The sequence below is a fragment of the Echinimonas agarilytica genome, from assembly GCF_023703465.1.
GTDB classification, from domain to species: Bacteria; Pseudomonadota; Gammaproteobacteria; order Enterobacterales; family Neiellaceae; genus Echinimonas; species Echinimonas agarilytica.
Window position 1 is genome coordinate 1 of the sequence record NZ_JAMQGP010000010.1, and the last position, 18,235, is coordinate 18,235.

The 18,235-nt window shown below is 47.0% G+C and carries 14 protein-coding genes; 6 read left to right on the forward strand and 8 right to left on the reverse strand.

What is annotated here, in order from left to right:
- From NAF29_RS16605 to NAF29_RS16620, 4 genes are all read right to left on the reverse strand, one after another.
- The coding region (locus NAF29_RS16605) for a beta strand repeat-containing protein (RefSeq protein ID WP_251262753.1) at positions 1–2,515 on the reverse strand (2,515 nt) is incomplete at its 3' end.
- 184 nt (positions 2,516–2,699) lie between these two features.
- Positions 2,700–4,139, reverse strand: a complete 1,440-nt coding sequence (locus NAF29_RS16610; RefSeq protein WP_251262754.1) for a response regulator — start codon at positions 4,137–4,139, stop codon at positions 2,700–2,702.
- Positions 4,136–5,329: an FIST signal transduction protein gene (locus tag NAF29_RS16615; protein ID WP_251262755.1), complete on the reverse strand. Its 1,194-nt coding sequence runs from the start codon at positions 5,327–5,329 to the stop codon at positions 4,136–4,138. Before NAF29_RS16615 ends, NAF29_RS16610 begins: the two co-directional genes overlap by 4 nt.
- Positions 5,330–5,362: 33 nt before the next feature.
- Complete coding sequence (locus NAF29_RS16620; RefSeq protein WP_251262756.1) at positions 5,363–5,689, reverse strand: Hpt domain-containing protein; 327 nt, start codon at positions 5,687–5,689, stop codon at positions 5,363–5,365.
- A 275-nt stretch (positions 5,690–5,964) separates the two neighbouring features.
- On the opposite strand from NAF29_RS16620, the gene NAF29_RS16625 reads away from it, so the two are divergent.
- Together NAF29_RS16625 and NAF29_RS16630 are read left to right on the forward strand one after the other, a co-directional pair.
- Positions 5,965–7,002 (forward strand): NADP(H)-dependent aldo-keto reductase, encoded by a 1,038-nt coding sequence (locus tag NAF29_RS16625; RefSeq protein ID WP_251262757.1) that lies wholly within the window; start codon positions 5,965–5,967, stop codon positions 7,000–7,002.
- Positions 7,003–7,100: 98 nt separating this feature from the next.
- Positions 7,101–7,958 (forward strand): thioredoxin family protein, encoded by an 858-nt coding sequence (locus NAF29_RS16630; protein WP_251262758.1) that lies wholly within the window; start codon positions 7,101–7,103, stop codon positions 7,956–7,958.
- A 20-nt stretch (positions 7,959–7,978) separates the two neighbouring features.
- Here the strand turns inward: NAF29_RS16630 and NAF29_RS16635 are convergent, their stop codons facing one another.
- Positions 7,979–8,776: a sulfite exporter TauE/SafE family protein gene (locus tag NAF29_RS16635; RefSeq protein WP_251262759.1), complete on the reverse strand. Its 798-nt coding sequence runs from the start codon at positions 8,774–8,776 to the stop codon at positions 7,979–7,981.
- 418 nt (positions 8,777–9,194) lie between these two features.
- On the opposite strand from NAF29_RS16635, the gene leuA reads away from it, so the two are divergent.
- Genes leuA through leuD form a run of 4 tightly spaced genes read left to right on the forward strand, consistent with a single transcriptional unit; the run spans position 9,195 to position 13,866 of the window.
- Positions 9,195–10,754 (forward strand): 2-isopropylmalate synthase, encoded by a 1,560-nt coding sequence (gene leuA / locus NAF29_RS16640; protein ID WP_251262760.1) that lies wholly within the window; start codon positions 9,195–9,197, stop codon positions 10,752–10,754.
- On the forward strand, positions 10,751–11,842 hold the full coding sequence (gene leuB, locus NAF29_RS16645) for a 3-isopropylmalate dehydrogenase (RefSeq protein WP_251262761.1): 1,092 nt from the start codon (positions 10,751–10,753) through the stop codon (positions 11,840–11,842). Before leuA ends, leuB begins: the two co-directional genes overlap by 4 nt.
- An 18-nt stretch (positions 11,843–11,860) precedes the next feature.
- Positions 11,861–13,261, forward strand: a complete 1,401-nt coding sequence (gene leuC / locus NAF29_RS16650; protein ID WP_251262762.1) for a 3-isopropylmalate dehydratase large subunit — start codon at positions 11,861–11,863, stop codon at positions 13,259–13,261.
- Positions 13,261–13,866 carry a 3-isopropylmalate dehydratase small subunit gene (leuD, locus tag NAF29_RS16655; RefSeq protein ID WP_251262763.1) on the forward strand — a complete coding sequence of 202 codons (606 nt, stop codon included), beginning with the start codon at positions 13,261–13,263 and terminating at the stop codon, positions 13,864–13,866. Before leuC ends, leuD begins: the two co-directional genes overlap by 1 nt.
- Before the next feature lie 81 nt (positions 13,867–13,947).
- Here leuD and NAF29_RS16660 read toward each other — a convergent pair whose 3' ends face one another.
- From NAF29_RS16660 to NAF29_RS16670, 3 genes are read right to left on the reverse strand one after another with little or no spacing between them, the layout of a single operon-like run.
- A complete protein-coding gene (locus NAF29_RS16660) occupies positions 13,948–15,393 on the reverse strand; it encodes a PepSY-associated TM helix domain-containing protein (RefSeq protein WP_251262764.1) in 1,446 nt (481 codons plus the stop codon).
- 3 nt (positions 15,394–15,396) lie between these two features.
- Entirely contained in the window at positions 15,397–15,981 is a 585-nt protein-coding gene (locus tag NAF29_RS16665; protein WP_251262765.1) for a hypothetical protein, read from the reverse strand.
- Positions 15,971–18,139: a TonB-dependent siderophore receptor gene (locus NAF29_RS16670; RefSeq protein ID WP_251262766.1), complete on the reverse strand. Its 2,169-nt coding sequence runs from the start codon at positions 18,137–18,139 to the stop codon at positions 15,971–15,973. The genes NAF29_RS16665 and NAF29_RS16670 overlap by 11 nt, the downstream gene beginning before the upstream one ends.
- Positions 18,140–18,235: the final 96 nt, after the last annotated feature.

The window sequence follows — 18,235 nt, forward strand, 5'->3', positions numbered from 1 at the left end:
GCACTAGGCCAATGGTGAAGTCGGCATCAGAGGTTTCAGCAGCATCGCCTTGCGCATCGACTCCATCGATAGTCGCAGTGTAATCGCCATCGGCTAACGCTGCGCCATCGGGCAGTGTGAATTCCCACGAGCCATCAAGCTCTGGCGTGACGGCGTACTCAACACCGTTCACCGTCAACGTTAAATCACCCACGGTATTATCCGAGGTACCACTAAAGGTTGGCGTGGTGTCTTCCGGATCGTTGGTCACAGTAATACTGACTTCTGGCACTAGACCAATGGTGAAGTCGGCATCAGAGGTTTCAGCAGCATCGCCTTGCGCATCGACTCCATCGATAGTCGCAGTGTAATCGCCATCGGCTAACGCTGCGCCATCGGGCAGTGTGAATTCCCACGAGCCATCAAGCTCTGGCGTGACGGCGTACTCAACACCGTTCACCGTCAACGTTAAATCACCCACGGTATTATCCGAGGTACCACTAAAGGTTGGCGTGGTGTCTTCCGGATCGTTGGTCACAGTTATACTGACTTCTGGGGTCAGTAGAACCCTAAAACTCGCGGAATCTTCAGGTGCGTCATTATTTTGCGCATCGGAGCCGTTAATCGCCGCAGTATAAGTGCCGTCCTCTAAGGCGGCATCATCCGGCAGGATGAATTCCCAAGAGCCATCAGCTTCGGGGGTTACAACATAGTCCACACCATTGACCGTCAGCGTTAAATCGCCGTCAGTATTGCTCGAAGTTCCTGAGAAGGTAGGCGTAATATCATCACCTGAGGCCACGGTATCGATGCTTACAATCGGCAGCTGATCCACGGTAAATTCAGTGGAATCTTCAGGTGCCTCATTATTTTGCGCATCGGAGCCGTTAATCGCCGCAGTATAAGTGCCGTCCTCTAAGGCGGCACCATCCGGCAGGGTGAATTCCCAAGAGCCATCAGCTTCGGGGGTTACAACATAGTCCACACCATTGACCGTCAGCGTTAAATCGCCGTCAGTATTGCTCGATGAGCCTGAGAAAGTAGGCGTAATTTCATCACCTGAGGCTACGGTATCGATGCTGACAATCGGCAGCTGATCCACGGTAAATTCAGTGGATGCTTCAGGTGCGTCATTATTTTGCGCATCGGAGCCGTTAATCGCCGCAGTATAAGTGCCGTCCTCTAAGGCGGCACCATCCGGCAGGGTGAATTCCCAAGAGCCATCAGCTTCGGGGGTTACAACATAGTCCACACCATTGACCGTCAGCGTTAAATCGCCGTCAGTATTGCTCGATGAGCCTGCAAACGTTGGGGTGGTGTCCTGGCCTGCAACGACATTGTTGATAGTCACAATCGGTAAAAAGTCTAGATTAGCCGAGCCGGATGCCGACGCGGCATTCCCTTGCGGGTCACTCGCAGAAGCAGTGATAGACAAGTTGCCTTCATTCAGCCCGCTTACATCAACATCATTCAGGCTATATTGACCATTTGCGTCAGTCTGCGCATTTACTTGAAGTTGATTGACTCCGTCGGAAATCACTATAGTCACAACCGAGTTTGCCGGTAAATTAGTCGAGGCTCCGACTATGTTCACAACTGCGCTGTCATCTCCTAACAGAGAATCCGAATCGCTGTATGAAATCTCAACGGAGTCAATTGATAGTTGAGGCAATAGATCAACTGAAAAATCGCGTTCCACCTCAAGTGTTTCGCCATTTAAATCAATCACTTCAGCTACTATTGAGCTAATTCCTTCAATCAGCGTAGAGCCATCGATAGGATTCGATACAAAGGTGCCATCTGCGGCTACAACCGCGGTTCCTTGCACCGAAGTCCCGCTGCTATCGGTAATCGTGATAGAAACAGTGGATCCTTCCGCCACTCCTTCAGTACTCCCTTCAATAGCAACCCCTTCAGACAACTCTCCTTCAGTAACCAGGTCATCTCCAGTCACGGGGTTCAAAACGATGTTGGATGTAATATCAAATACTTGAGGCTGCAACGAACCATCAGGCTGATCTTGCTGAATGCTTTGTATCGCAGCTGGGATCTCGGTATCTAAGCCGCTCGATACGTCTTGTTCGCTTCCTGTTCTTTCGATGTTATTGGCTTCGCTTAAGCCGCCACCTGCAACTTGACCCGCAGCTGCAGCGGGTAAATCAAGAGTGGGGTCCCCGCCATCTAATAGAGCTTGTTGGATCGCTTCTATATCAGATAGCTCAGCGCCAAGTTCTTCATCACCTAACAAATCTTGAAGCGGGTTCTCTTGACCTGGGCCCACTGGCGTTTGATTTTGCAATGCTTGAGCAATTTGAACCAAAACAGGTCCATCGATCATTCTCAATCCAGTTTGCGGTGAGGACAGCTCAATACTAGCCCCCTTTGCAACAAGCACCGTAGCGTCTGCTGGAATTGCCGCCCCCCGAGTAATGGCAATCTCACTACCATCCGCTCCAATAACAGTGACATCACCACTAACTGCTTCCACAGAAAGACTGATGTTATTCAAAGCACTTGAGGATTCAACTTGTTGCATACTACAACTCCGACGATTAGGCCTATTATGAGGATAATTCTACGAAACATGGATCCCGATAACGTATTTTTAACTAAATTAAGATAATTTCGCCATCAAATCTAATTAAAAAATCGGCATCAACAATAAATACTTTACTCAACACAGGAGTAAGCACTCACAAAATGTGATTCTTACCACTATTTTATAAAGCGAATGTCTTGTTCAATTGCTCTTGAAGTACATTTAATCTGACTGGCTTTTCGATAAACCCATTCATTCCGGCATCAGCTACCTGCTCTCCTCGTTGGGCGTAACTGCACCCCGTCAAAGCGAGAATAGGAGCCGAAACACCCAACATTCTCATTTGTCGACTCACCTCTTCACCACTCATATCTGGCATATCTAGATCCATCAATATGAGTTCAAAATCTTTGAGAGAGGACAGTTTCAAGGCTTTCGCACCGCTTTCCACTGTTTCTGTTGGATACCCCAAATTCATCAACATAAGTTGGGTGATCATTTGACTCGACTCACAGTCATCGACCAACAGTACTCTGAATTCGTTTGTTTCAGGTTGGTTGGGCGACGGCTCTGCGACGAGCAACTCCGGACGTTGAAGAGACTGATTTCTATTTGAGAATTGCTGAATTTGAGCACTCAACTCACGTTCTTCAGATTTACGCTCGGTAATATTTTTGGCAGTGCCGCGATAACCTTCGAACACACCTCGCTCCGAAAAAAAAGGTTCGCCGCTAATTCGAATCCAAATAGGTGTGCGACTCGGTAAATCCAACTCGAATTCAAAGTCTCTGATCGCTCCCCGATCTTGCAAAATTCGCGTGACCGAAAACCACTTATTTAACTTGGTACACTCTTGCCCTGTTCTGAGTTCCAGTATAGTTTTGCCGAACAAATCATCACGCATGGTAATCGCATCTTGATGATCCTGTGTCGAGGTGTAACAAAATCTCATTTGGTCATCCATTTCCCAAAACCAATCAGACGAAGACCGTGCAAATGAAGCCATCCGTTTTTGGCTTTGACGCAAATCGTTAGTTCGCTTAGCAACCATTTTTCTGAGCTTTGCATCGAATTCTAAACTTTGCAGGCGTTGCTCAACCATAGGTTTTAAACGGCGTATGGCTTCTTTTTGATGCGGAGAGAAATGATTGGAATTTCGGTGAAACAGAATAATAATTTGCGGTTCAAAATCACTAATCACACTCAATATCAGAGCAGAGCGAGTGTTCTCTAGTAGAGCTGGATCCTGATCCTGAAACTCATCCACCAAACTTGGTTTGAACAACACCACGACTTCACCCGCTAAAACACGCTCAAACACTGAGGCTGCGCACCACAACGATTTTTTAAAAGACGGATGTGTACAATTTTTTTCCAACCAATAGCCTTGATGATCGGGTTGAGGTTCCAGTACTAAAGAGGAATGGTGCCCCGTAATCACTTGCACACCTTGCAACAGGCTATCAATCACCTGCAAACCACTATTGGCCTCGCCAATCACTTGAATGATATCGAGTAACGCAGTGGCATCCATTTCTCGCTGCTGTACTTGCTCGTTGCTTCTCAATAAGTCGAGTAGGCGCTCTTGCAAATGCTCGTTGTCAAACTTTTGGTAGGTCATTCAGAACAAGCCTCTCCATAAAAAACAGCGGATGCGATCATTAAATTACCATGAACATTTTGAGAATCGAGCAACGGTCCCTGCTCACCATACGTGAACATAGTAAGGACCGGAGTTTCAGTCCCCAGCACATGGGTTGTAGAATCTACAACTTGTTGCAGATCGTTGGATACAACTTGCATGCAACACGCGCAATACACCATTAGCGCACCTATCGGCTTCAACCCTAAACGCCCTTCGGGCAACATTTTCATTGCCCCTTCAGCTACTCGAGCTCCCCTACCTCTCAAACTAGATTCATTCCCACTCATTAGGTACAACTGCTCACCGACCTTTAATTCTGTGAGAAAGTTGACGCCTTGATCATTTACTTCAATGGGAATTGAAAGTGTAAACACCGGCATATTTAAGTGTTCACCAATGACTCGCCCCACCGGCAATATGGTCCAGTTTTGCGTTTCGATGGCATTCACAATCGGCACGCCAACAGCTTGTTCGTAGACATCAATTGCCGGCTGATGGTCGATCTCAACTAAGGTTCGCCCCATCACCTTGGTCACTCGCCCTAGGGGCTCTGCCATAGAACACCCCGAATGAAACGAATAGCCAACTCGCCCAGAAGGAAACATTACCGCAATCGTCACACCATCATCTTCAACGGCACCATTGCAGGCCACAGCTTGTTGCTCAAACTCTGGGCTCGGTGCCGCGGCACCACCAATGACAGGAACACTCGGCCCTACATAGTCTCGGATGGCTTCTAACACACGCTCTTCATGCCCTGGTGATGCATGCATCCAAATTAAGGCTGGCATTTCCGCCACACGTTCCGAATTGAGAAAAGCTTCTTCTAGCGCTTCTTTTGCAGCCAATTGCGGGTTATTTCCGTACGGACGCATGGCTGCACCATAACTTCCTCCGGTATCTGATAAAGCCCAAATACCAAGGCTTCGGCCTAAACCCGAACTGCAGTAACCTTGCTCGCTAAACAATCCACTGTAACTGCTGCACCCAATCATATGGGTATCTGGATAGAGTTTTTTGAGTTCTAAAAATGCGTCAGAAAAATGATGGGCAGGGCTACCCGCCACCACCATAAAACATGGGCTCATATCGCCAAGCCGGCTCAACAGAGCTTTTACTGCAAGTTGAGGTTGGTCAAGATCTGATTGCGCAGTTAAAATATGCATAAAAATCCATTCATCAGATAATTAATGACGACATCACACAAGGTATGTCCGAAGCGCAATTAAACTAGCGTCCAAAAGCGAGATTAAACGTTGTGAGTCGGGACTTGCGTTCATTTCAGTATCGAGCAAGTCATCGATTCTCTGCGCTTCTTGAGACAATTGAATAGCCCCCAATGAAGCTGCACTGCTTTTGAGCGCATGACTCAGTTTCTGAAGTTCAGAACGTGAAATATCACCTCGAAGCATTGAGAGGTATTTGTCACCTTCCGAAATGAAGGTTTGGACGATGAGGGGAAGCATGTTTTGCCCAATTTGCGACTGCAAATCCAACAAGACTTCTTTATCTATTAAGCGAGTCAAATCGTTATCCTTTCGATTTCCACTATTTTACAGCCAGTTACCACACTCATGTAGTACGGAGAGCCATCCCCCAACTGGTATACCAGATTACTATTACATAAAAATCAAGGGTGTTACATGAAATATAGCAACAACTGCTATTTTCTACGATAAACCATTTAAAAAACATCGTAGACTTATCACTAGAAATAATAATTTAACAGCGCCCAACGCAATATAGTTAAGCTATTGCACTGACTAAAAGAGTTGTGACGAAAGTTACGGAAGGATTTGATGTGAAATACACCCAGCTTGGACAAACAGATCTCCGAGTCTCTATGGCTTGCATAGGCACCATGACGTTCGGTCAGCAAAATACGGTAGAAGAAGCCGCTCAGCAACTCAACTATGCCGTTGCGAATGGTGTGAATTTTATTGATACCGCAGAAATGTACCCCATTCCGCCGACTCCCGAAACGCAAGGCGACACTGAGCGCTTCATTGGCAAATGGCTCAAAGGCCGCTCTGACAGAGACGAGCTTATTATTGCAAGCAAGGTAGCAGCTACTGGTGGCCCAAGTGTGCAAATTAGGCCCCACATGGCACTCAATGCTAGTAACATTGAACTCGCGCTTGATAGCAGCCTGAACCGGCTCGGCACCGACTATTTAGATCTCTATCAAGTGCATTGGCCTGAACGAAGCACCAATTATTTTGGTCAACTGAATTACCAGCACACGGAAGAAAGCAACCTCACCCCAATTATGGAAACGCTAGAAGCCTTATTAAAATGCCAGCGGGCGGGAAAAATTAGACATATTGGCATTTCCAATGAAACACCTTGGGGCGCGGCTGAATATTTAAAGTTGTCGGCTCTGCACGACTTGCCCCGCATTGCATCCATTCAAAATCCTTACAACTTGTTGAATCGAAGCTTTGAGGTAGGTATGGCAGAGATAGCTATACGTGAGCAAGTTCCGCTACTAGCATACTCTCCCTTAGCTTTTGGTGCGTTGTCTGGTAAATATCTAAACGACCAGAAACCAGAGGGTGCACGCATGACTCGGTATACTCGGTTCGTAAGATACACGAATGCCAGAGGTGTGGATGCCACTCAGCGATACTTCGAACTCGCGCTCGAACATCAAATTGATCCAGCCCAAATGGCCATTGCGTTTGCAGCCCAACAACCCTTTATAGGAAGTGTGATATTGGGGGCTACCAACCTAGAACAGCTCTCAAATAATATAGAAGCCTGCGCAATGGATTTATCAGAAGAGTTGAATCAAGGTATTGAGGCAATCTTCCAACAAAACCCGAATCCATGCCCATAGTAAGTTCAGCGATAACTCGGTAAATATCCGCCATACACCTTGTAATTCATGCTTTACGCCCTCATTTATGAGGCATAACGAACGACAGAGTAACCTCCATGCAAGCCACGAACATCATTGATATCAACGTCCAAAACTTCCAACAAGTCATTTTGGAAGGCTCACGTGAAAAGCCCGTTATTGTTGAATTTTGGGCGGAGGGACATGAGCCTTGCATTCAAACGGCTACATCGCTTCAAAAACTCGCTTCTGAATTCGGTGAATATATTATTTTGGCTCGGATTGACTGCGCAACAGAGCAGCAAATTGCCATGCAATTTGGTGTTCAGTCACTGCCAACTGTGGCCGTATTTAAAGATGGACAAGGTGTGGATGGTCTTGTCGGGCCACAAACCGAAGATGCTTTGCGTGAGCTGGTCCAAAAATTTGTTCCGAAAGAACATGAGTTGCTGCTCAAACATGCCCAAGACTTACTAACTGAAGGCGATTTCAATGGCGCTTTGCCACTCCTTAGTAGAGCTCACGAACTTGCGCCTGAACTGGCGATTATCCGACTGACATTAACCGATGCATGTATTCAAGCTGGTCGCTTGGACCTAGCTGAAGATTTACTCAAATCCATTCGCCTTGAAGATCAAGATTCTTACTATCAACAACTCGTTTCCGCGCTTGAACTAAAACAACAAGCCGCCGACTCACCAGAAATTAGAACCTTACAACAGCAAGTTCTTCAACACCCTGACAACTTAGATTTAAAACAACAACTTGCAGTTCAATTGTCTGACGTAGGCCGTGCAGAAGAAGCAATGAAATTACTATTTGATGTGCTGAAAAAAGATCTTAACGCTCTCGATGGAGCGGTGAAAAAAAGCTTTATGGATATTTTAGCCACTCAGCCCGATGGTGACGCATTAGCCACTTCATACCGCCGAAAACTATACAGCCTTCTGTACTAGTCGGTACGCATGGCTTCCATTCAATTGGAGGCCATTTTATAAATAAGATTCGCGGCCAAAACCCAAATAAACACTGCAAAACCTCGGCGCATTCGTTGCGGCGGCACCTTAGTTACTAGCTTGGCTCCCACTTTAGAAAAGTGGCTACTGGTAAGAACAATACAAGCGAAAGCCAGTAAGTTGACATAACCGATGGTATACACAGGCAATGGCTGCTCTGCTCCACCGCCCAACATATAGCCAATAGTTCCAGTCACCGCTAGGGGCACGCCACAAAAGGCAGCGGTACCAATCGCATAACGAATCGCCATACCCTTTGATTTAAGAAACGGCACCATAAATAAAGCCCCGCCAATACCTAATAAAGCAGACAAAACGCCCATCAAAGTGGAGGCAAATTTCCAACGCCAATTCGCCACTCTAAATCGATGCTGTTTCGGCTCTGGGCTAAACCACATATACACCGACATGAGAATCAAAAACCCTACAAATAGCCGTCCTAGTAGTTGGCCAGTCAAAAAATGCGCCACCACCACACCGGACACTGAGCCAAGAACAAGAAAAGGAGTGAGCGCCTTTGCGGTAGGCCAGTGAACGTGATGTTGTTGATGATGAGCTCGAGCTGAGCTGATACCAGTGACCACAATCGTTGCCAACGATGTTGCCAATGCCATATGCATGGCAACGCTCATGTCATAACCTTGGTGACGGAAAACCCACACCAGAGTCGGCACAATAATCAGACCTCCTCCAATCCCAAATAAGCCGGCCAAAAAACCGCCTACACAGCCCAGTGCTAAATACAGAACAATGTCCATTAAGCTGCTCCAAGGAGAAAGAATATTAAGTATATCAAACAAAAAATGTGTTGATGACGGAAGCTCAAATTGAACAATTTTTGTTGTGCGCCTAGTTTAAAAAAACAAAGTCGCACGTTACGCGCATATTAGAACACCTACTCTCATGTCAATTCCATCACCAAAATCATTACCTTTTAGATGGAAATGCCGCTTGACACTTTTCTCTGTGTTGGCGATGATAGCGACATATTACAAAGGATTTACACTGAAATGTTTAATGTACGACTGAACCTACTACTTCTTCTCGCTCTCTTAACTGAGCAGCGCGGGTAGGTCGTGTCAGAGTAAACCTCAATGAATACGCCAAAAACCCGCGCTAACAGCGCGGGTTTTTTTGTTATTAGGGCGCACTGCCGAGACATCCGGAGATTACGGCATGAATAACCAAGTCATCATATTCGACACCACTTTACGCGACGGCGAGCAAGCTTTAGCAGCAAGTTTAACTGTAAAAGAAAAATTGCAGATTGCGCTGGCGCTGGAGCGACTTGGCGTGGACGTGATGGAAGTCGGTTTTCCCGTTTCTTCACCCGGCGATTTTGAGTCTGTGCAAACCATTGCAAAAAACATCAAGAACTCAACGGTTTGCGGGCTTGCTCGGGCAATGGAAAAAGATATCGATGCAGCAGGCGAAGCCTTGCGTGTTTCTGATAACTTCCGCATTCACACCTTTATTTCAACCTCTGATATTCATGTCCAAAGCAAGCTTCGCCGCAGCTTTGATCAAGTATTAGAAATGGGCGTCAATGCTGTAAAGCGAGCTCGCAACTACACCGATAACGTTGAGTTTTCGTGTGAAGATGCAGGGCGCACCCCCATCGACAACTTATGTCGTATGGTTGAGGCTGCCATTAGCGCAGGTGCAACCACCATCAATATCCCTGATACAGTGGGTTATACCTTACCTAGCCAATTTGGTGGCATTATTGAAACGCTGTTTAATCGCGTACCCAATATCGATAAAGCCATTATTTCAGTGCATTGTCATGACGACTTAGGCTTGTCTGTTGCAAACTCAATCTCGGCAGTCCAAATGGGAGCCCGACAGATTGAATGTACTATCAACGGTATTGGCGAACGTGCGGGCAACTGTTCACTCGAAGAAGTGGCGATGATCATGCATACCCGCGCCGATTTATTAGGCGTTGAAACAAACATTAATCACAAGGAAATTGCCCGCACCAGTCAATTGGTCAGCACCTTGTGTAATATGCCGGTTCAACCGAACAAAGCCATTGTGGGCTCAAATGCATTTTCACACTCATCGGGCATTCACCAAGATGGCGTGTTGAAATCGAAAAACACCTACGAAATTATTACTCCTGAGAGTATTGGCTTAACCCAAAACGTACTGAACTTAACGTCTCGTTCGGGTCGCCACGTCATTAAGCACCGCATGGAAAGCATGGGTTATACCGAAGCCGACTATGAATTGGATGACTTGTACGCCAGTTTCCTTGAACTAGCCGACAAGAAAGGCCAAGTATTTGATTATGATTTGGAAGCGTTACTGTTTTTCAATCGTACTCATGAAGACAACGAATACTACAGCCTGAAATACCTCAGCGTTCAATCAGGCTCGTCTGTGATGTCGACGGCAAGCGTTAAGCTCGCATGTGGCGACGTCACCAACATCGAAGCCGCAACAGGCAATGGCCCAGTCGATGCGGTATACCAAGCGATTAACCGCATCACCAACCTCAATATTGAAGTGGTGGATTACCACATCAGTAGCAAAGGCAAAGGCAAAGATGCGCTTGGGCAAGTAGATATCGTTGCCTTATATGAAGGCCGCCGTTTTCACGGCATGGGCTTAGCCACGGATATCGTCGAATCGTCCGCGCTGGCACTGATTCATGTCATGAATCACGCACATCGTGCAACTGCCGTCGCAGAACAAAAACAAAAATTGCAGGAAGAGAACTCAACCGTATGAGCCAGTACAATATTGCCGTCTTATCAGGAGATGGAATCGGACCAGAAGTCATGGCAGAGGCACTCAAAGTGTTGGACGTCACGCAGCAAAAGTTTGACTTCACATTAAACTATGATGCCCACGATGTAGGTGGAATCGCACTCGACAACCACGGAGTGCCCCTTCCAGAGTCAACCATGGACGCATGCAAAAAATCGGATGCTATCTTGTTTGGTTCAGTGGGCGGCCCTAAGTGGGAAGGCCTTGCACCCGACATGCAACCAGAACGCGGTTCATTGCTGCCACTGCGTGGTCACTTTGATTTGTTCTGTAATTTTCGCCCCGGCAAAATCCACTCAGGTTTAGAGCCTCTTTCGCCGTTACGTGCTGATATTTCAGCCCTAGGTTTTGACATACTGGTTGTTCGTGAACTGACCGGAGGCATTTATTTTGGCAAGCCTAAAGGACGCGAAGGCGAAGGCGATGAAGAAACCGGCTACGACACCATGCGCTACTCGCGCCGCGAAATTAAACGCATTGCTCACATCGCATTTCAAGCCGCGCAAAAACGTGGCAAGAAAGTGACCTCGGTCGACAAAGCTAATGTTTTAGCCACCAGCATCTTGTGGCGCGAAGTCGTGATTGATGTGGCAAAAGACTACCCCGATGTCACCTTAGAACACATCTACATCGACAATGCCACTATGCAACTGGTGAAAGATCCAAGCCAGTTTGATGTCTTATTATGCTCCAATCTAATGGGCGATATCTTGTCGGACGAATGTGCCATGATCACCGGTTCAATGGGATTATTACCCTCAGCGAGCTTGAACGCAGACGGTTTCGGAATGTACGAACCCGCAGGAGGTTCAGCTCCCGATATAGCGGGCCAAGGCATAGCGAACCCAGTGGCGCAAATTTTATCTGCCGCTCTCATGTTGCGTTTCAGCCTCAATCAAGATGCCGCGGCGGATGCCATTGAAGCAGCCGTAAGCCAAGCATTGTCAGACGGTTACCTTACAGGTGAGTTACTCCCTGAAGAAAAGCGTGATCAAGCCAAAACAACAGCGCAAATGGGTGATTACATCGCTCAGTTGATCGCTCAATAGACTTAAGGAGATCTCGTCATGGCGAAGACCCTTTACGAGAAAATTTATCAAGACCATATCGTTCGCGAAGTCGAAAACGAAACACCGGTCATCTATATCGATCGCCAATTGGTTCATGAAGTGACTTCACCACAAGCTTTTGAAGGCTTGCGTTTGACTAATCGTCCTTTGCGCCAGCCTTCTAAAACCATTGCAACGATGGACCACAATGTATCTACGCGCAGCCTCGCCATTGATGCATGTGGCCCACAATCTGAAACTCAGATGCGCACGTTGCGCGCTAATTGTGATGAATTTGGCGTTGAGTTGTTCGGTATTGGCCACATCAACCAAGGTATTGTGCATGTCATGGGGCCTGAACAAGGTCTTACATTGCCGGGCACAACCATCGTATGTGGTGACTCACACACTGCAACTCATGGTGCATTTGGTGCCATTGCTTTTGGTATTGGTACATCTGAAGTTGAACACGTCATGGCAACTCAAACGCTGAAACAACCGCGTTATAAAACCATGAAAATTCAGGTTAAGGGCAAATTACACGAAGGCATCACAGCCAAAGACGTGATCCTCGCTATTGCAGGCGTAACGGGCTCTGCTGGCGGTACGGGACATGTGGTTGAATATTGTGGTGAAGCCATTGAAGGCCTCAGCATGGAAGGCCGTATGACGCTTTGCAACATGAGCATCGAAATTGGTGCCAAAGCAGGCTTGGTCGCTCCCGACCAAGTGACCATGGACTACTTAAAAGATCGCCCGTTCTCACCCAAAGGTGACGATTGGGAGCAAGCCTGCGCTTACTGGAATACGCTTAAGAGCGATGAGGGCGCTGAGTTTGACGTGACCGTAGAACTTGATGCGGCCGACATTACTCCAATGGTTACGTGGGGCACAAACCCTGGCCAAGTCATTGGAGTTAATGACGCTATTCCAACGCCAAAAGACTTTAATGATGCCGTTGAAGCCGATTCATGCGCAAAGGCCTTGAAGTACATGGGCATTGAGCAAGGCCAACGCCTGACTGACTTAGATGTTGATGTGGTGTTCATCGGTTCATGTACCAATAGCCGTATCGAAGATATTCGTGCCGCAGCAGAAATCGCCCAAGGCAAAAAGGTAGCCTCAGGCGTTGAAGCGATTGTTGTGCCGGGCTCTGGTAACGTTAAAAAGCAAGCAGAAGATGAAGGCCTCGATAAAGTACTCACCGAAGCTGGTTTTGAGTGGCGCCTACCCGGTTGTTCCATGTGCTTAGCGATGAATGACGACCGTTTAGGCGATGGCCAACGTTGTGCCAGCACATCAAACCGTAACTTTGAAGGCCGCCAAGGCCGTGGCGGGCGCACGCACTTAGTGAGTCCAGCAATGGCTGCCGCCGCTGCAATTACCGGCCGCTTTGTAGATGTAAGGGAGATGAACTAATGGCGGGAATTCAAAAACATACAGGTGTTGCTGCGCCCTTGGATCGCGCAAACGTTGACACTGACCAAATTATTCCAAAGCAATTTTTAACCAAAGTTGAACGTGTTGGTTTTGGTGTGCATTGTTTTCATGATTGGCGCTATCTTGATGAAGCTGGCACTCAGGTGAACCCTGACTTTATTCTGAACAAACCTGTATACCAGAATGCATCTGTGTTAGTCACACGTGAAAACTTCGGCTGTGGTTCAAGCCGTGAACACGCCCCTTGGGCACTGAAAGAAATGGGCTACACCGTGGTATTAGCCTCGTCATTTGCTGATATTTTTTACGGCAATGCAATCAACAACACTATGCTGCCGATTCACTTAGATGAATCCATTATCGACAGCTTAATGACTCAGCTATTTGCGAATGAAGGCGCAGAGGTCACGGTTGATCTTGAGGCTAAAGTGGTGATAGCACCAAATGGTGATTCCCACCCATTTGAGATTGACCCATTCCATCGCGATTGCTTGCTCAAAGGGCTCGACAGCATTGGTTGGACACTTCAATTTGAAGATGCAATTAGTACCTACGAAGAAAAAATACCAGCTTGGCGTCGCTAACTCTGGAAGCCTATATTGAAGTAAAAAAGCCAAGCTCGGAATGCTTGGCTTTTTTGTGTTTACAATTCACCGAATACTAAACTAAGTGAAATGCGGCACTTCAATCATCAAACGCTTAGTGTACAAGCTTCTGAGCCAGAGGCAGAAAACAAAGCATAACATCAGAAGGAAGTTGCCCGTCAGCGCAGCGGATGTCAGCAAAAAGTGCGGGTAGAGCCCCATGTACATCGCCATCACTAGAACCATGCTTGCACTTAAACAGTCCACCAACAACACATTAGCTCGCATTCTATTTTTAATCATGCTACTCGCTACAACGGCAATGAATTGCACCACTAAGAACGAAGTGACTGTTGCTCCCGACCACACGAGCGACACGCCTGCACTGACCACAAGCGCCAATGGTACGCCCCAAAGAAAACCGGGCCAGACTAAATTCATCCAATGCCGGCGTGGCTTCTTGTTTAGCCAAATGTGAATACCAGACACACACACAACCGTTAAGGCCAACCCCAGCACAAAGTACAAAATCTTCACGGCGTAGCCACTAAAGTGGCCAAAATGAATTCGATACACCGAATACGCCACTTGTCTGGCTGTAGGGCCATCGGAAAATCCTTGATGATTGATCATCGAACCGTCACTTTCAAAGCGATAAATTTCGGAATAGATGAAACGCCCGTCCACCGCTGCGGCAATCTCCAAGTATTGCTGTTCGGTTCCGGGTTCTTGGATCACCGCATAAATAGGTGTCACTGTTGGCGCAAATTCGTTTAAGTGGGTAAAAGCTTGCTCGAAGTTCACCTCTTTCGCGGAATGTTCGATCACAGGATCAGTGCCGTAAACATCGTCGATTAGAGCGCTCTGATCGCCATCATAAAAAGCGGAAGTCGCAAGCAGAATCAACAGCCCCACCAAGCCAAAGAATGCTCCTGTCACGGCAAACATTAGATGAAATGGCAGCGCCCAAATCGACAAGCGATTATGTAAATCAATTTGCTGTTGTTGACCTGAACCACCCCAGCGAAATCGAAACGCATCCTTAAAAATTCGAGGGTGCGCCAATACACCAGAAATCACTAATGCCGTAAGCATGACCCCAAGCAACCCAACCACAATGAGCCCTGCCTGACCGGGGATCAGCAAATGTACATGCAGTTGGGTTAATAAATGCGTCCATTGAGCATTCACGGCTTCACCTAGTGAACCGTCTTGATTCACCCAGAACTCATCATCGCCAGTGGAGATATGAGAGCGCGGCTGCTCGTGAGTTGGCAACACAATGTAAAGACTCTTGTCTGAATCAACCCGCGCATTAAATTCTTGTTGCGCGCGTAGCATTGCCGCTGGCGATAAGCTTGTGAACTCTTCAACTTGGGGCTGCTCCCAACGCTCAAAGTCGTGATAAAACACAGCGAATGTGCCCGTGATGCAAACGACATACATCAACACGCTAACAGCAAGGCCAATGCCCGAATGGGCCGACAAAATACGTTTTACAAACTGAGTAGATATTTGAATGTTCATTGATTATCCCAGTAAGCTCCATGCCATACCTGCGCACATCAATAGCAATAAGCCACTCAAGAGATACACTCGAGAGGTATACAACGCAACCAGCGCTACCCCACTCCAGATGAGCGGAAAACTCAGCGATCCTAAGACAAGTTGAGCAGGCCTTGATATGGGCAGTTGGCTTCCAACCGATATCACGGCAAGTATGCTAAACGCGCCACAAAGTACCACAACCACCAACACTTGAAATGCCACATGCGAAACGCGACTTTTAGTAACAGATTCAGCCCCTTCGGGTAACGCTTTTAGAGGTTTGATGTCGGCCGTTGATGCCACCAACAACCAAGTCATTAACGCAATGCAGATGAGCTGAAATGTAATGCCAAACTCAACGCCAAATACAATGACCCATGGCACCGAAGCGAAGGCCACAATCAACCAACCCAAAGTAAGCTTTGCTCCACTTGTATGCTGACCACGCCACTTTGACCAGATCAAAAACACGCCCAGTGCATTAAGCACTAGGGCGCTGATCATAAAGCCAACTGACGGCATTGCATTGTGCAATGCCGATTCCAGAATTTGAGAATTAAAATTCATACCCAACTCGCGCTACAATGGTTCTTTCACTACCTGGGAAACAATCCCCACGGTATAAGCACGTTGCTTGGTATTCCTTATCAAATAAGTTTCGAACGTTCAGTGCAACATTCCAATCTTCAATTTCGTAACCGAGCATCATGTCATACACGGTGTAAGAATTGGTTCTGATTAAATCTGCTCCACCATACGATTCACCCACATAGCGAACGCCAACACCCGATTTAAACCCTCGCATGAAAAGTGACGGACGATACCCAATCCAGGATGATGCTTGATGCTCAGGAACACTTGCCAATTGAAAGCCTTCTGCGCTTTCCGTATCCAAACGGCTGGCATTGAGCTCAACCGTAAAATCACCCAGCTCAGCAATGCCTTCAAATTCAAAGCCTGTGATAGTCGCTTTGCCATTTTGCTGCTCGAGAGGGCCACCTGGATTAGTTGCAGGATCACTTAAGTTTGTTTGTTCAATGTCAAAGTAAGCCAGTGTAAACAAGCCAGGAAAACCGTTGGGCTCATACTTCACGCCGGCTTCCCATTGCTCTCCTTCCATTGGCTCTAAAGCCTTCGGGTTAGTTAGATCACCATTGTTGCCGATCACAGGATCAAATGACTCTGCAAAACTTACATAAGGTGACAGCCCCATATCAAATGCATACAAAGCCCCCGCACTAAAGCTAACAGCATCATCAGACTGAGAGTCACTGCCTGTCTCAGTTTCCGTGTCGTCGTAGCGCATTCCTAGGGTGAACACCCACTGCTCATAATTGATTTGGTCGGTGATATAGAAGCCAAAATCTTTTGAGGTTGTGTCTTGGCTTTTGGTGTAGAACGTATCCAACAGGTCCGTGCTAGGGATATTGCCGTATTGAGGATCAAAGAGGTTGATCCAAAACGCGTCACCAAAGGTACTGTCTGGACCTCCCGTTGCGGCATCATATCCAACAGCCCATAGATAGTATCCAGCGCTTCCGGTCGTGACGTCTTGGTACTGTGTTCCCGCTAAAATATTGTGCTGCCAAGCACCCAAGTCCACAGTTCCAGTTAAGCGTGCATCAATTGCTGCTTGCTCTGAAGTAGCATCATTCCGATAGAAAGTGCGTGGCACCATGCCGTCCTTGTAAAGGCTGCCATCTGCGTTGCGGATATAGCGATCAGCACTGACACTAAAAGACGTCCAAGCTTGTTGGTAATCAGCACTACCATCGGTATAGCGTGCATTTACCGAAGCTAACCAATTGTCATTAATGTCATGAGAAGCGGTTAATGTGACAGACAAAGCATCGGCATCATACTGGTTGTATTCTGGATCACCGGTATAGGTACTTGCGTCGATATATTTGCCGTTCGGCGCAGCTGTTAAGGTGCCAGAAATAGGCAAAAACTGGGCCGCTGTATCGCTCTCAGTGTTGGTATAGTTCACCAATAACGACAATTCTGTTTCGTCGGTAGGACGCCATGTTAACGAAGGAGCCAACACGTAAGTATTGTCATCTACATGGTCAACTTGCGTTTCCGTATCCCGGTAAACCGCAATCATGCGATACAGCCATTCACCATCACTATCTAGCGCACCGGTTGAATCCAACATCAATTGTTTACGAGATTGACTGCCCACTTCGGCAACAACTTCGTGAGCAGATTCTTGTTCTGGACGCTTACTCACAGAATTGACCAAACCGCCCGGCGAGCCTTTACCATAAAGAACCGAAGCAGGCCCTTTGAGAATCTCTACCTGCTCCAAGGTGTAAATATCTGGGCGGGTATTATTGTAATTTCCAAACAGAGATTGCAGGCTATCTTGATATTGAGGTACATCTAAACCACGTACTTTTACCCAATCGCCTCGCGTTGCAAAACCATAGGTTTGGCCCGTTACACCTGCACTATAGGTGTAGGCGTCATCCAAACGAAGCGCTCCTTTGTCAACTAAATCCTGTTCCGTTTCAATTGAAATCGAACGCGCAGTTTCTACAATAGGCGTATCGGTTTTCACCGCCGAATACTTTGATAGCTTGCCAATCACTCGCACGACTTCAACATCAGATTCTGACACCTCTTTCGTATCAGAGTTAGCCTCTAATTCTTGAGCAACAACAGAATAAGAACAAAAAATGGCAGACGACATGGCAACGGCTAACGGGGTTAACTGATTCACAACAAACCTCTAAATCACAACAAATTTACCACATCGTAATAACAATGATTATCATTTGCAATGACATTTTTATTAAAAATGGGCGAGTTAGATGAT

Coding starts and splice junctions, on each gene's coding strand:
- NAF29_RS16610 (WP_251262754.1), bottom strand. CDS start 4,139: ATGACCTACCAAAAGTTTGACAACGAGCATTTGCAAGAGCGCCTACTC.
- NAF29_RS16615 (WP_251262755.1), bottom strand. CDS start 5,329: ATGCATATTTTAACTGCGCAATCAGATCTTGACCAACCTCAACTTGCA.
- NAF29_RS16630 (WP_251262758.1), top strand. CDS start 7,101: ATGCAAGCCACGAACATCATTGATATCAACGTCCAAAACTTCCAACAA.
- NAF29_RS16635 (WP_251262759.1), bottom strand. CDS start 8,776: ATGGACATTGTTCTGTATTTAGCACTGGGCTGTGTAGGCGGTTTTTTG.
- leuA (WP_251262760.1), top strand. CDS start 9,195: ATGAATAACCAAGTCATCATATTCGACACCACTTTACGCGACGGCGAG.
- leuB (WP_251262761.1), top strand. CDS start 10,751: ATGAGCCAGTACAATATTGCCGTCTTATCAGGAGATGGAATCGGACCA.
- leuC (WP_251262762.1), top strand. CDS start 11,861: ATGGCGAAGACCCTTTACGAGAAAATTTATCAAGACCATATCGTTCGC.
- leuD (WP_251262763.1), top strand. CDS start 13,261: ATGGCGGGAATTCAAAAACATACAGGTGTTGCTGCGCCCTTGGATCGC.
- NAF29_RS16660 (WP_251262764.1), bottom strand. CDS start 15,393: ATGAACATTCAAATATCTACTCAGTTTGTAAAACGTATTTTGTCGGCC.
- NAF29_RS16665 (WP_251262765.1), bottom strand. CDS start 15,981: ATGAATTTTAATTCTCAAATTCTGGAATCGGCATTGCACAATGCAATG.